The sequence below is a fragment of the Sagittula sp. MA-2 genome, assembly GCF_030126985.1.
Classification (GTDB): domain Bacteria; phylum Pseudomonadota; class Alphaproteobacteria; order Rhodobacterales; family Rhodobacteraceae; genus Sagittula.
Map to the genome: position 1 here is coordinate 423,660 of NZ_CP126145.1, position 13,890 is coordinate 437,549.

The following is a 13,890-nucleotide window of genomic DNA, read 5'->3' on the forward strand; positions in this document are numbered from 1 at the left end:
CCGTCCTGCACGAACCCTGCAGAATTGTCAGGGCGCGCCTGCACAGCCGGGGCGGCATGTTCGCCGAAGTGATTAATCGGAGGATATTGCCATGCTCAGATCATCCGGTCGACGGTTCCTTATCGTCGGCCTTCTCACCCTTCTCATGTTCATCCCGCTGTTCTTTGCGGCGGAGGTGGTGAATTCGCGGAAGTCCTACTCCGAGGCGACGATCAACAGCGTCGGCGAGGAGTGGGGCGGCCGGCAGTACGTCTATGGCCCGCAGCTTGTCATTCCGGTGGAAACCACGGTGACGCGGGTTGCGACCCGGCCCAGGGTCGACCCGGAGACCGGCGTCGTCCTGACCGACCCGGACACCGGCGAGGACCTGTTCGAGCGGTTCCGGGAGACCGTGCAGGAAGCCAGCGCCCCGGTGCACCTCTTGCCCGAAGCCTTCGACGTGGACATCGCGACCGAAACGCAGGAGCGCAGGCGCGGCATCTTCCGGGTGCCGGTCTATACCGCGCAGGTAGAGGCCGGGTTCGACTTCGACACCGCGGCAGCGGAGCGGCTGGTCGGTACGGATCAGCGGCTGCTCTGGGAACAGGCCGAGGTCTGGTTCGGCGTCTACGACAACCGCTCCCTGCGCGGCGAGGCGCGGCTGGAGGAGGGCGGCGAGGCGCTGGCCCTTGAGCCCATGTCGCAGCGCTCCGGGGTGAAGGCGCTGGTCGGCGATCCGCGGGAGCGGGGCCGCTACGAGATGCGGCTCGGCATGAACGGCGCGCAGCTGATGATGGTGTCGCCGGTGGGCCGCACCTCGCGCGTGACGATGGTCAGCGACTGGCCGCACCCCTCGTTCACCGGCGCCTTTCTGCCGGACGGGTCCACCGTGACGGACGAGGGCTTCACCGCCGAATGGACGATCCCGCACCTCGCGCGGTCGATGCCGCAGGCCGGGCTGGAAGACCCCGACGAGGCGGCCCGCCGCACCACCTTCGGGGTCGAGTACCTGACGCCCAACGACTTCTACCAGAAGGCCTATCGCGCGGCGCGCTACGGCATCCTGTTCATCGCGCTGACCTTCCTGACGATCCTGCTGACCGAACGGGGCACCGGGCGGCCCGCGCACCCCGTGCAGTACATCCTGGCCGGGCTGGCGCAGACGACCTTCGTGCTCCTGATGGTGTCCTATGCCGAACACCTGGGCTTTGCGCTGGCCTATGCGCTGTCGAGCGCAGCGGTGATCGGTCTGCTCACGCTCTTCGGGGTGGTGGCGCTGAACCTTGGCCGCCGGGCGCTTGTGCTGGGCGCGATGCTGGTCGTGGTCTACGCGGTGCTCTACCTGATCCTGCGCTCGGCGGATTACGCGCTTCTGGCGGGGTCGACGCTGGCCTTCCTCGCGCTGGCGCTGACCATGATCGTCACCCGCAACGAGGACTGGTACGGCCCCGACGCGGACAAGCCGAAAGGGCGCCGGCCCTTCCTCGGCACCACGTCCGAGGCACCTCCGCCTCCCGCCACGGAAGGCTGATCCGGGGGCCCCGGGCAGGAACTCTGCCCGGGGTCTGACCGTTTTCCTGTCAGAGCGCGCCACATGTGCCGCGCATATGAAACATACGACAGGAGGCACCCATGCCGAATATCGCAGAAACCAAAGTACTGATCATCGCCACCCACGGCTTCGAGCAATCCGAACTGGAATTCCCCCGCGACCAGCTTCGCGCGAAGGGCGCGGAGGTGCATGTCGCCACGCTCGACGGCAAGGCGATCAAGGGCTGGGAAGGTTCCGACTGGGGCCGCGAGGCCGAGGCCGACCTGAAGATCGAGGATGCCAACCCGCACGACTACGATGCGCTGGTGATCCCCGGCGGCCAGATCAACCCCGACCTGCTGCGCGTCGAGGAATCGGTGCTGGCACTGGTGCGCACCTTCCATGACCAGGGCAAGGTCGTCGCCGCGGTCTGCCATGCGCCCTGGGTCCTGATCGAGGCGGGCATCGTCGCCGGTCGCCGCATGACCTGCTACACCTCGATCCGCACGGACCTCGAGAACGCGGGCGCCAAGGTGATGGACACCTCGGTCGTGGCCGACAACGGCATCGTGACCAGCCGCAAGCCCGACGACCTGAAGGACTTCGTCGCGAAGATCGTCGAGGAGATCGAGGAAGGCACCCACGGTCGCAAGGCCGCCTGATCTTCCCTTTGTATCCCGAACGGAACCCCCGGCCCCTGCGCCGGGGGTTTTCGTTTGCCGGCCCGGTTAACCTGTTTCCCTCTGTTCGCCAGTCCCTGCAGAAACCGCGATATTGTCCTTACCCCGCCCCATTTCGGCCCCTGTTCGCTTTCATAAGCAACGGGAACAAGACTGGACGAGGAGACGGGAATGGATCGTCTGACCGAAATGGAAGCATTCGCCACCGTCGTGGACCAGGGAGGGTTCACCGACGCGGCAAAGAAGATGGGTATTTCCAAGTCGGCCGTGTCCAAGCACGTCTCGAGCCTGGAAGCGCGCCTTGGCGCCCGCCTTCTGAACCGGACCACCCGGCGCGTGTCCCCCACCGAAATCGGGCTGGCCTACTACGACCGCGCCCGCCGCGTCCTGAACGACGCCGGAGAGGCCGACGCGCTTGTCACCTCCATGCAGTCCGCGCCCTCGGGCCTTCTGCGCATCAGCGTGGCGACGGACTTCGGCGTGAACCACCTGAGCCCGGTGCTGGGCGAATTCCTTGCCGAATTCCCCGACATCACCGTGAACATGGTGCTGAACAACCGCTACGTCGAACTGATCTCCGAAGGGTTCGACATGGCCGTGCGCATCGGCGAGCTCGAGGACAGCACCCTGCGCGCCCGCAAGCTGACCGAGACGACGAAGCGCATGATCGCCTCGCCCGCCTATTTCGAGAAATACGGACGCCCCGCACGGATCGACGACCTGAACGAGCACAAGCTGCTGCACTACTCCAACCAGGCCTCCGGCAACGTGTGGAAGCTGACCGCGCCCTCGGGCGAAAAGCGGCAGGTGCGCACCGCGGGCTGGCTGACGGTCAACGACGGGCAGTCCCTTCTGAACGCCTGCATCGCCGGTCTCGGCATCGCTTACCTCCCGTCCTACCTCTATCACGACGCGATGGAGCAGGGGCTGGTCGAGGATGCGATCCCCGATCTGCCGATGGAAATGCAGGGCGTATACGCCGTGTATCCACCGGGCCGCTTCACGCAGCCCAAGGTCCGCGCCTTCATCGATTTCCTTGTGCATGCCTTTGCCGAAAAGGGCCCGCAGAAGTGGTAAGACCCGGGGCCTGAGCACCCCCGGTACGACGACAAGATCAGTTTCCCCGCCTGATGCTAGGCAGACTGGCCCCCGATGACAGAAGTCGTCGGGGGTTTTTTTCATCATGCGCCCCGGCGGGCAGTCGCGCGGTGTGCCACGGGCCTTGCAAGGCGGGGGCGGGATGCGGCTTGCTGGGCTGCAATGATCCGGAGGCCGCCCCGTGACCGAGACCGACACGCCCCTTGCCGTCATCGCCGACATCCACGGCAACGCCGACGCGCTGCATGCGGTGCTTGCGGACATCGCGCGGCGGGGCATCACGCGGATCGTGGCGCTTGGCGACCACCTGAGCGGGCCGCTCGCCGCGCGCGAGGTGGCAGAGGTGCTGATGGCCAGCGACATCCTCTGCATCCGGGGCAACCACGACCGCTACCTGACCGACCTCGCGCCCGGGGACATGGGGCCGTCCGACCGCGTGGCCTTCGACCAGCTGGAGGCGCGCCACCTCGACTGGCTGCGGTCGCTGCCGCCGACCCGCCATATGGGCGAGGTGTTCCTCTGCCACGGCACACCCGACAGCGACCGGATCTACTGGCTCGACAAGCTCGGCCCCTCCGCCGAGGCGCAGCTGCGTCCGCGGGCGGAGATCGCGGCGCTGGCGACGGTGGATGCGCCACTCTGCCTTTGCGCGCACACCCACATCCCGCGCCGTGTCACCCTGCCGGACGGGCGCACGATCCTGAACCCCGGCAGCGTCGGCTGCCCCGGCTACGACGACGATACCCCGGTGCCCCATGTGATCGAGGCCGGAACCCCCGAGGCCTGTTATGCCACCGTGCAGCGGACGCCGGCGGGCTGGGCCAGCAGCCACCACCACGTGCCCTACGACGCCAGCCGCATGGTCGGCATGGCCCGCGCGCACGGGCGCCGGACCTGGGTGCGGGCGGTGGGCACCGGCTGGCTCAGGTAGTCATTCGGTCGAGATCAGCACCGCCTCGACGCGGCGGTTGGCCTCCCGCCCCTCGGGGGTGAGGTTGCTGGCCACCGGGGCGAGGTAGCCCGCACCCTCCGCCCCGATCTGCGAGGCGTCGGTGTCGTGACGGTTGCGCAGGTAGGCGACGGCCGCCTGCGCCCGGCGCAGCGAGACGCCCTGGTTGGCCTCGAGCGAGCCGGTCGCATCGGTGTGACCGACAAACAGGATGCGCCGGGTGGGATTGTCGGCAAGGTACTGCGCCAGCGCGTCGAGGGAGGCTATGTCGTCGCCGCCGAGGTCGGTCGACCCTGACCGGAACACGAGGTCCGACAGCGTCACGTGGCCGTCCCGCTCCAGCGCGGCGGGAATGTCGCCCGGGTCGGCAGCGGGGCCGGGCGTCTGCACCGGGGCAGGGGCGTCGCGCGTGATCTCCGCCTGAACGCCCTGCCCGGCGCGGATCACCTGCACGTACCCGTCCGATGCGCCGCGGCTGGCCAGCACGGAGACCGCGCCGCCCTCGGGCCCGGTGGCGGAGAGGAACTGGAAGTTGTCGAGGCTGACGAACATCTCCGGCGCGGGCACCACCAGCGTCGCGAACCGGAAGTCGAAACCGCCGCAGACCAGCGCCGCACAGTCGAGCACGATCTCGAACCCTTCGGCCTCCAGCGCGTCGCGCAGCGGTTTCAGCAACTGGAAGGTGGTCAGCCCGGAATTGGCCACCCGCCACGATTCGACCTCGACCCGCCCCTCGACCCGCCGGGTGGGCAGCGCGTCCTCCGCCCACGGCCCGGTGGGCAGGGCGTAGACCCCGGGGTCCTGCACCGTGCGGAAGGTCTGCTCTGCCGAGCCCGGCAGCGGCAGGTCCAGCGCCGACGCGGGGCCGCCAAGCAGGACCAGCGCCGCAGCCGCGGCCAGCCCCCGCCGGGTATCAGCGCGCCTGCGCGTGATAGTCATCGTTCGGGCGCATGTCCGTGGCAGAGGCGACGCGGTTGGTCATGTTGAAGAACCCGGTCACATTGGCGATGTCCCAGATGTCTCGGTCGCTGAAGCCCGCATCGCGCAGCGCCTCGCGGTCGTATTCGCCGATCTCGGCGCTGGCCTTGGTCATCTTCTCGGCGAACCAGAGCATCGCGTGCTGGCGCTCCGACAGGTCGGCCACGCGCCAGTTCATCACCAGCATCTCGCCCAGCTTCGGATCGCCCGACAGCGCGCGCACGGCGGCGCCATGGGCAGTCAGGCAGTAGAAGCACTTGTTGACCGAGGACACGACGACCGCGATCATCTCGCGCTCCAGCTTGGTCAGGCCGGAGTCCGCCAGCATCAGGTCGTTGTACATGGCGGTGAAGGCGTTGAGCTTGTCGATGTCGAAGGCATAGGCCTTCAGCACGTTCGGCACCATGCCGAGCTTCTCCTGGCAGACGTCGAAGTATTTCTGCGTCGCCTCCGGCAGAGGGTCCACCATGGGCAGGTTCAGGGCCGTGGGTCTGGTGTCGGTCACGCGTCTTCGCCTTCGCTTTGGTACATCCGGTAATGGTACTGCCCGGCGACCTCCATGTGCAACGACGCATAAAGCGCGCTGGCCGCCGCGTTTTCGGCGGTGGCGGCGCAGGCCATCCAGCGCGCGCCCTTCCGGGCGGCCCAGAGCGCGGCACAGCGCATCATCCAGCCCCCCAGCGCCTTGCCGCGGTGTTCCGACAGGATGTGCAGCGCGTGCACCATGGCGACGCCTTCGTGGATCGCGCAGTAGCCCGCGCCGGCGGGCCGGTCGGACACCCGCCCGAAGAGGCCGGTCTTGGGCTCGGGCGCGCGGTCCATCACCCGCCGCCGCGCCTCGCCGATGCCGCCGTCCTCCCAGATCTCGTTCATGATCGCCAGCGGCTCCCAGATGGCAAAGGCCGAGACGCGCGGCAGCTTCAGGTCGGTCAGGTGGTCGATCGGCGCAAGCCACAGGTTCGTCGGATCGACCCGGTCGTAACCCTGCGCCTCGAGCGCGATGTCGAGCGTCTCGTCCCCCGGGCGGATCATGAAGAGCGCGGGCTGCCCCATCAGCCGCATCGCCGTCTCGGCGGCGGTCAGGTCGTCCACCCGCCAGGCGCCGCGCGCCGTCGCCGCCGACACCCGCTTGCCGCCGCCACGCCCCTCGCGCAGGGTCCAGGGACCGGTCTCCACCCGCGCCGCGGCGGGCCATGTGGTGTCGAGGACCGAGAACAGCCGCGAGAGATCGGGTTTGAGGTGGATCATCGTCGTCCTTCAGTCGCCGAAGAGGGCGTTGAGCCGCGTCATCGCGGCGTCGAGCCGCCCGGCATCGGTGCCGCGCACCACCACGTTGGTGCCGAAGATGCCGTCCTTCTGGAACGGGTAGGACCCGAACTGCAGGTCCGAGAACTCCTCGGCCAGTGCGCCCAGCGGTTCCGCCACCATGCCCTCGCCGCGCTGCACGCGCAGGGTCTGCGACAGGAGCGGCGCACCACCCACCAGCGTCGACAGCAGGCTCGCCACCATCGCCTCGAAGATCTGCGGGACACCCGCCATGACATGCACGTTGCCGAGGCTGAACCCAGGGGCGGCGGAGATCGGGTTGTCGATCAGCGTGGCGCCGTCGGGGATGCGCGCCATCCGGAGCCGCGCCTCGTTCATCTCGGTGCCGGAGCGGTCGTAATGCGCCTGCAGGATCGCGCGCGCATCCTCCCTGACCGAGATCGGCACGCCGAAGGCCTCGGCCACGCAGGGCGCCGTGATGTCGTCATGCGTCGGCCCGATCCCGCCGGATGTCACCACGTGGTCGAAGGCCTGGCGCAGCGCGTTGACCGCCGCCACGATCGCCGCCCGGTCGTCGGAGACCATGCGCACCTCGCGCAGGTCGATGCCGTGCCGGGTGAATTCCTGCGCGAGGTGGTGCATGTTGCTGTCGCGCGTCCGGCCGGACAGGATCTCGTCCCCGATCACCAGCATGGCGGCGGTGGGATTGGGCATGGGCGGCACCTCCTCTTGGCCCCGGGCGCCTTGCGCCTCCGGGTGGTTAACGTATAGGGCCCGCTCCATGCGCTTTCAAACACATCTGGTGCCTGCGACCCTCGAACGCCGCTACAAGCGGTTCCTGGCGGACTGCAGGCTGGACGACGGGACGCAGGTGACCGCCCATGTCGCCAACCCCGGATCGATGCTGGGCCTCGCCGATCCGGGCCAGCGGATCTGGCTGGAACCCAACGACGACCCGAAGAAGAAGCTGAAATGGGCCTGGCGGCTGGTCGATCACGGCGGCGGCCACTTCACCGGCGTCGACACCGGCGCTGCCAACCGCGTGCTGAAGGACGCCCTCGCGGCGGGGCAGGTCGCGGGGCTCACGGGGTACGACACCGTCCGGCCAGAGGTGAAGTATGGCGAGAACAGCCGCATCGACTTCCTCCTGACCGGCGCCGGGCGGCCCGACACCTACGTCGAGGTCAAGTCCGTCACCCTCTCGCGCCGGCCCGGCCTCGCGGAGTTTCCCGACAGCCGCACCGCCCGCGGCGCGAAACACCTGGGCGAACTGGCCGCGATGGCGGGGCAGGGGCACCGCGCGGTGATGCTCTACCTCGTGCAGCGCACCGACGCCCGCACCGTCACCCTCGCCCCCGACCTCGACCCGGCCTACGCGGAAGCCTTCGCACGGGCCGGCGCATCGGGCGTGGAAACCCTGGCCCTCGGCTGCCGGATCGGCCCCGAAGGCATCGACCTGGGCCAGCCGCTGCCCTTCCGCGCCCCCTGACCTTTCATCTTGGCCCAATTACCTCGGGGGAGCGAAGCGGGGGCAGAGCCCCCGACCCGGCACGAAAAAGGCGCCCCCGCATCGGCAGGGGCGCCCGGAAAACAACGCGCAGGATCGCGCCCGCCTCAGACCTTGAGGTTCGGGATGATCTGCTTCTTGCGGCTCATGATGCCCGGCAGGACCACGGTGTCGCCGGACACGGTCGCACCGAAGGACTTCTCTGCCACGCCCTTCACCAGGTCGTTCGGGACCAGCAGGGTGGCCTCTTCCTTCAGGATGTCCACGACGAACAGCAGGACCTGGTCCACGCCGTCCTCGGCCGCGACGGTCTTGAAGGTCTCCATCAGGCTGTCCTTGCGGCCCAGCGGGATCTCGGGCGCGGTGGTTTCAAGGACGGAGACGCGGAACTTCGTGCCGTCGACCTCGTATTCCTTGGAGTCCATCCGGATCAGCTCCGCGTCGGAGAAGGCGGAGACGTCGGACTTCGCCGCGAACATCTTCGCCGCGTAGTCGCTCAGGTCGACGCCCAGGTCGCGGGCCAGGCCCTCGGCCACGTCGCGGTCGTGCTGCGTGGTGGTGGGCGAACGGAACTCCAGCGTGTCGGAGAGGATGCAGGTCAGCGCGGCGCCGCGGACCTCGCGCGGGCACTTCTCCATGTCGGAGCCGATCATGTCGACCATGATCGTCGCGGTGCAGGCCAGCGGGCGCACGGTGATGTCGATCGGACCCTTGGTTTCCAGCCCGCCGACCAGCTTGTGGTGATCGATGATCGCGCGGATGTCGGCGGCATTGATGTCCGCCGGCAGCTCGGCCGGATTGTTGGTGTCGACGATGACAACCGGCGCGCCGGCCTCGACCGAGGAGATGATCTCCGGCTTGGCGAGGCCCCAGTGCTCCAGCATGAAGGCGGCTTCGGTGTTGGGCTCGCCCAGGAGGACGGGCTTCGCGGTCTCGCCCTTCACCTCGTTGAGGTACCAGGACCAGAGGATCGGGCTGCCGGTGGAATCGGTGTCGGGGCTCTTGTGGCCGAATACGAGCGTCGTCATGGCGTGTCCTTGAAAGGCAAATGATGTCGCGCGCCCTATACCGCCGCAGCGCGGCATTGTCACCCCGCAGCCGCCGGGGTGCGACCTTCCAGCCGGGGGCAGGAAGACTTTTCGGACGAAAAGTCTTCGCCGCCAAAGACCTTTCGTCCGAAAGGTCTTTTATCTCGGCATCGGATGGCGCGCCTTGTTGTAGGGGGACCAGTCGGTGATCTCCGGGTAATAGCGGGCCCGCCAGGCCCGGACCTTCGGATTCATCACGCGTTTCCACACCGGCGGCACCATCGCCGCCATGGCCATCAGCGGATAGCCGTAGGGCAGCTGCGGCGCCTCGGTCTCGTCGTAGGTCTGGAGCAGCGGAAAGCGGCGGTCGGGCCTGTAATGGTGGTCCGAGTGGCGCTGGAGGTTGATCATCAGCCAGTTCGTCGCCCGGTGCGAGGCGTTCCACGAATGGCGCGGCAGCACGTGTTCGTAGCGCCCGTCGCCGAGGTGCTTGCGGGTCAGCCCGTAGTGTTCGACGTAATTCACCACCTCGAGCTGCCAGATCGCGACGCCGGCCTGCACGAGGAACAGTACCGCGCCCAGCCAGCCGCCAAGCGCCAGAGCCAGTAGCAGCATGCCCGCCTGCAGCGCCCAGTAGCGCCAGAACGGGTTGCTGCGGTGGGTCCAGGGCAGCCCCTTGCGGGCCAGCATGTCGCGCTCCGCCCGAAAGGACGACTGCAGCGATTCCCGCAGCACGCGCGGATAGAACCGGTGGAACCCCTCGTTGTAGCGCGCGGTCACCGGGTCGCGCGGGGTGCCGACATAGCGATGGTGCACCAGCAGGTGCTCGCTGCGGAAATGCGAATAGAGCACCATGGCCAGAAGGATGTCGCCCAGCCAGCGCTCGAACCTGTTCCTCTGGTGCAGCAGTTCGTGGCTGTAGACGATCCCCACCGTGCCGGTCATCACGCCCGTGCCGAACATCACCCCGAAGATCTCCCAGCCGTTCAGGTGGTCGGCGCGGCTGACGTACCAGATCAGCCCGAAAAGCGTCAGGAACTGCACCGGCACCCAGAGCTGCGTCAGAAGCTTGTACCAGAACAGCTGGTCCTCCGTCGTGTCGAGGTCGGCGTTCTGCGTGTTCAGCCCGGTCAGGATGTCGATGGCCGAGAACAGGTACCAGGTCGCCAGCGGCGTCAGCAGCACCCAGGCCCCGCCCCTGACCGCGCCGATCCAGACCAGCGGAATCAGCAGGAAGGACAGGAAGAACGGAAGCGCGGCGGTGAAGCGGGCGACATGCGCGGCGGGGATCATGGGACTGCTCCGGTGTTCGGGTCCGTTATAGCTCTGACGCGACCCTGACCCAAGCGGTCATCACCTGCCTTGCGCGAGGTCAAAGGCCTTCCGCATCACCGTTGGCAGATCACTGGGGCTGAAATCCGGCAGCGCGATGAAATCCCCGCGGTGTGGCTTTCGGTCCATGGGCACCAGCGCGGTCTTCACCACCAGCCGCAGGTGGAAATGGGTGAAGGTGTGCCGCGCCTCGCCGCCGACCGTCTTCCATTCGGCGCGAATCGGCGGGTCCTCCTCCGGGGCGGGGCCCTCCACGTCCAGCCAGTCGGTCCCGGGCCAGCCCAGCATCCCGCCCAGCAGCCCCTTGTCCGGGCGCGTCTCCAGAAGCCACGCCCCGTCCACGCGCCGGGCGAGGTAGGCCACCCCCTGCCGCACCGGCTTGCGTTTCTTCGGGGCCTTCTTCGGCAGCTCCAGCGCGGTGCCGTTGGCCCAGGCCGCGCAGGAGGTCCGCCAGGGGCAGAGCCCGCAGGCCGGGCGCTTGGGCGTGCAGATCGTGGCGCCGAGGTCCATCACCGCCTGCGCATAGTCCCCGGGCCGCGCGTCCGGTGTCAGCGCCGCCGCGTGGTCCGTGAGGATCGGCTTGGCCGCGGGCAGGGGGGTGTGCTCGTCATGCAGGCGCGCCATAACCCTCTCCACGTTGCCGTCGACCACCACCCGGGGCGCGTCGAAGGCGATGGCCGAGATCGCCGCCGCCGTGTAGGGGCCCACCCCCGGCAGGGTCAGCAGCACGTCGTGATCCGCCGGGAACACCCCGCCGTGATCCGCCGTCACCACCCGTGCGCATTTCAGCAGGTTGCGGGCGCGGGCGTAATATCCCAGCCCCGCCCAGGCCGCCATCACCTCCGCGTCCGGCGCGGCGGCCAACGCTTCGACCGTCGGCCAACGCTCCGTGAAGACACGGAAATAATCCTTCACCGCCGCCACGGTCGTCTGCTGGAGCATGATCTCCGACAGCCAGATCCGGTAAGGATCGGGCCTGACGCCTGCCGCCCGCGCACGCGGTCCCACACGCCACGGCAGGTCGCGGGCATGGCGGTCGTACCATTGCAGCAGGTCTGCGGCATCGGCGGGGTCACGCAAGGGTGAATACCTCATGAACTTCGGGGCTGGCGCCCGGGGGCCGTGGCCTTAGAATAGCCTCCCGTACGGGGAGTCAATCATGGCGCAACGCAAGTCGACCACATACGGGTTCGCCCGGACCGAGAAGCTGCTGTCGGGCCAGATCCGCAAGGCCTCGGAGACGCGCGGCTTTGCCAAGTCCCGCATCCTCACCCACTGGGAGGAAATCGTCGGCGCCGAGCTGGCCGGCATGTGCCGCCCGGTCGAGGTGCGCTACGGCCGTGTCCGCTACGACGGCACGACCAACGATTCGCAGGGCGCCAAGCTGGTCATCCTGACCCGCGGCGCCTTTGCCCCGATGCTCGAGATGCGCAAGCGCGAGATCCTCGACCGGATCAACGCCGTCTACGGCTACCCGGCGATCCGCCATGTCATCCTGACCCAGACCGCGCCCACCGGCTTTGCCGAGGGGCAGGCGGACTTCCGGCACCGCAAACCCGCGGAAAACGACCGTACCCCCGATCCCCAGGCGGTGGCAGAGGCCCGGCAGGCGGCGCAGGCCGTGACCGACGAGGGCCTGCGCGCAGCGCTTGAACGACTGGGGGCAAACGTCATATCGAAGGCAGGGCGGCGCGAGCCCCGCTCTGCGGACTGAACTCAAGAGAGGCAAGACAGATGAACAGGATCCTTTCGGGCGCCCTCGTGGCGCTGGGACTGGCAGCAGGCGGCGCGTGGTACATCACGCAAGGCGGGCAGGGCACGGGCGCGAACATCGCGCTTCCGGGCGCGGCCAACGCGCAGGAAAGCACGGCAGAGGTCGACACCTCCACCATCACCGAGATGGTCATGGGCGACCCCGACGCACCGATCGAGGTGATCGAATACGCGTCGTATACATGCCCGCACTGCGCCAACGCGGCAAAGACGCTGATCCCCGAGCTGAAGAAGAACTACGTCGACACCGGCAAGGTGAAATTCGTCTACCGCGAGGTCTACTTCGACAAGTACGGCATGTGGGGTTCGATGATCGCGCGCTGCGGCGGCCCCGAGAAGTTCTTCGGCATCACCGACCTGATCTACAAGGGCCAGGACACCATCCTCGCCCCCGCGCGTGACGGCAACGACGCCGGTGTGGCGGACGAGCTGCGCAAGATCGGCCGCATCGCCGGGCTCGACAACGAACAGCTCGACGCCTGCCTCGCCGACGGCGACAAGCTGCGCACCCTGCTGGTCTGGTTCCAGGAGAACGCCAAGCGTGACGGCGTCGATTCCACCCCGACCTTCATGATCGACGGCCAGAAGTACTCGAACATGAGCTACCAGGACTTCTCGAAGATTCTCGACGAGAAGCTCGGCGAATGACCTCAGCCCCGCGCGGCCCGCTCGAAGGCCTCAGGGTCGTCGAGCTGGCCCGCATCCTGGCCGGCCCCTTCGCCGGCCAGACGCTGGCCGACATGGGCGCCGAGGTCGTCAAGGTCGAGGCCGCCGCAGGCGACGACACGCGCCGCTGGGGCCCGCCCTTCATCGACCGCGACGACGATCACACCGCCGCCTATTTCCACTCGTGCAACCGGGGCAAGACCTCGGTCGCGGTGGACCTGACCACGCCCGAAGGGCAGGCGCAGGTCCGCGACCTCGTGGCGGATGCCGACATCCTGATCGAGAACTTCAAGGTCGGCGGGTTGGCGAGATACGGTCTCGACTATCCCTCGCTGGCCGAACTCAACCCGCGCCTTGTCTACTGCTCGATCACCGGCTTCGGGCAGGACGGCCCCTATGCGCACCGCGCGGGCTACGACTACATCATCCAGGGCATGTCGGGCTTCATGTCGATCACCGGCGCCCCGGACGGCGAACCGCAGCGCGCGGGCGTGGCGATCACCGACCTCTTCACCGGGCTCTACAGCGTCTCCGCCATCCTCGCCGCGATCCACCAGCGCGACCGCACCGGGCGCGGCCAGCACATCGACATGGCTCTGCTGGACTGCGCCGTGGCCGCCATGGCCAATCAGGCGCTCAACTACCTCTCCACCGGCACACCGCCGGAACGCACCGGCAACTACCACCCCAACCTCACGCCCTACCAGGTCTTCGAATGCAGGGACGGGCACATCATCATCGCCACCGGCAACGATGCGCAGTTCCGGCGGCTGGCCCGCGTGCTCGGCATGGAAGAGCTGGGTACACAGCCTGAATACATCTCCAACGCCGCCCGCATCGCGCATCGCGCGCAACTGACGGAGGCGCTGGAAACCGGCACCCGGCAACTGGCGAAGGACGACCTGCTGGCCGCCTGCGAGGCCGAAGGCATCCCCGCCGGCCCGATCAATGACATGGCAGAGGTCTTTGCCGACCCTCAGGTCAGGGCCCGTGGCCTGCAGATCGCGCCCGAAGGCATCCCCGGCGTGCGTTCGCCCTTCCGCTTCTCCGACGCCGATCTCACCCTCGACCGCGCCGCCCCGCGGCTGCCAAAGGCGGACTGA

At 68.3% G+C, this 13,890-nt stretch carries 15 protein-coding genes; 8 read left to right on the forward strand and 7 right to left on the reverse strand.

Annotated elements, in window-relative coordinates:
- Window positions 1-91 precede the first annotated feature (91 nt).
- From creD to QNI11_RS02225, 4 genes are all read left to right on the forward strand, one after another.
- A complete protein-coding gene (gene creD / locus QNI11_RS02210) occupies window positions 92-1,510 on the forward strand; it encodes a cell envelope integrity protein CreD (protein ID WP_283982186.1) in 1,419 nt (472 codons plus the stop codon).
- A gap of 101 nt (window positions 1,511-1,611) precedes the next feature.
- On the forward strand, window positions 1,612-2,172 hold the full coding sequence (locus QNI11_RS02215) for a type 1 glutamine amidotransferase domain-containing protein (RefSeq protein WP_283982187.1): 561 nt from the start codon (window positions 1,612-1,614) through the stop codon (window positions 2,170-2,172).
- 189 nt (window positions 2,173-2,361) lie between these two features.
- On the forward strand, window positions 2,362-3,267 hold the full coding sequence (locus QNI11_RS02220) for a LysR family transcriptional regulator (protein WP_100928068.1): 906 nt from the start codon (window positions 2,362-2,364) through the stop codon (window positions 3,265-3,267).
- A 202-nt stretch (window positions 3,268-3,469) separates the two neighbouring features.
- Entirely contained in the window at window positions 3,470-4,219 is a 750-nt protein-coding gene (locus tag QNI11_RS02225; protein WP_283982188.1) for a metallophosphoesterase, read from the forward strand.
- On the opposite strand, the gene QNI11_RS02230 is transcribed toward QNI11_RS02225, so the two are convergent.
- From QNI11_RS02230 to QNI11_RS02245, 4 genes are read right to left on the reverse strand one after another with little or no spacing between them, the layout of a single operon-like run.
- Window positions 4,220-5,176 carry an OmpA family protein gene (locus tag QNI11_RS02230; protein WP_283982189.1) on the reverse strand — a complete coding sequence of 319 codons (957 nt, stop codon included), beginning with the start codon at window positions 5,174-5,176 and terminating at the stop codon, window positions 4,220-4,222. It lies immediately after the preceding gene.
- Window positions 5,151-5,720: a peroxidase-related enzyme gene (locus QNI11_RS02235; RefSeq protein WP_100928065.1), complete on the reverse strand. Its 570-nt coding sequence runs from the start codon at window positions 5,718-5,720 to the stop codon at window positions 5,151-5,153. The genes QNI11_RS02230 and QNI11_RS02235 overlap by 26 nt, the downstream gene beginning before the upstream one ends.
- The gene (locus QNI11_RS02240; RefSeq protein WP_100928064.1) at window positions 5,717-6,463 is read right to left on the reverse strand and encodes a GNAT family N-acetyltransferase; all 747 of its coding nucleotides are present in this window, start codon (window positions 6,461-6,463) and stop codon (window positions 5,717-5,719) included. Before QNI11_RS02240 ends, QNI11_RS02235 begins: the two co-directional genes overlap by 4 nt.
- 9 nt (window positions 6,464-6,472) lie before the next feature.
- Complete coding sequence (locus QNI11_RS02245) at window positions 6,473-7,195, reverse strand: molybdopterin-binding protein (RefSeq protein ID WP_100928063.1); 723 nt, start codon at window positions 7,193-7,195, stop codon at window positions 6,473-6,475.
- Window positions 7,196-7,262: 67 nt separating this feature from the next.
- On the opposite strand from QNI11_RS02245, the gene sfsA reads away from it, so the two are divergent.
- Window positions 7,263-7,970 (forward strand): DNA/RNA nuclease SfsA, encoded by a 708-nt coding sequence (sfsA, locus tag QNI11_RS02250; RefSeq protein WP_283982190.1) that lies wholly within the window; start codon window positions 7,263-7,265, stop codon window positions 7,968-7,970.
- A 125-nt stretch (window positions 7,971-8,095) separates the two neighbouring features.
- Here the strand turns inward: sfsA and QNI11_RS02255 are convergent, their stop codons facing one another.
- The 3 genes from QNI11_RS02255 to mutY form a co-directional block, all read right to left on the reverse strand.
- A complete protein-coding gene (locus QNI11_RS02255) occupies window positions 8,096-9,016 on the reverse strand; it encodes a manganese-dependent inorganic pyrophosphatase (protein ID WP_100928061.1) in 921 nt (306 codons plus the stop codon).
- Between the two features lie 159 nt (window positions 9,017-9,175).
- Window positions 9,176-10,309, reverse strand: a complete 1,134-nt coding sequence (locus QNI11_RS02260) for an alkane 1-monooxygenase (protein WP_283982191.1) — start codon at window positions 10,307-10,309, stop codon at window positions 9,176-9,178.
- Window positions 10,310-10,369: 60 nt separating this feature from the next.
- Window positions 10,370-11,428 (reverse strand): A/G-specific adenine glycosylase, encoded by a 1,059-nt coding sequence (gene mutY, locus QNI11_RS02265; protein ID WP_198521833.1) that lies wholly within the window; start codon window positions 11,426-11,428, stop codon window positions 10,370-10,372.
- 79 nt (window positions 11,429-11,507) lie between these two features.
- Between mutY and QNI11_RS02270 the strand changes: the two genes are divergently transcribed.
- The 3 genes from QNI11_RS02270 to QNI11_RS02280 are packed head-to-tail and all read left to right on the forward strand — an operon-like array spanning window position 11,508 to window position 13,890.
- Complete coding sequence (locus tag QNI11_RS02270) at window positions 11,508-12,062, forward strand: DUF721 domain-containing protein (protein ID WP_283982192.1); 555 nt, start codon at window positions 11,508-11,510, stop codon at window positions 12,060-12,062.
- 20 nt (window positions 12,063-12,082) lie between these two features.
- Window positions 12,083-12,769 carry a DsbA family protein gene (locus tag QNI11_RS02275; protein ID WP_100928057.1) on the forward strand — a complete coding sequence of 229 codons (687 nt, stop codon included), beginning with the start codon at window positions 12,083-12,085 and terminating at the stop codon, window positions 12,767-12,769.
- The gene (locus QNI11_RS02280) at window positions 12,766-13,890 is read left to right on the forward strand and encodes a CaiB/BaiF CoA-transferase family protein (protein ID WP_283982193.1); all 1,125 of its coding nucleotides are present in this window, start codon (window positions 12,766-12,768) and stop codon (window positions 13,888-13,890) included. Before QNI11_RS02275 ends, QNI11_RS02280 begins: the two co-directional genes overlap by 4 nt.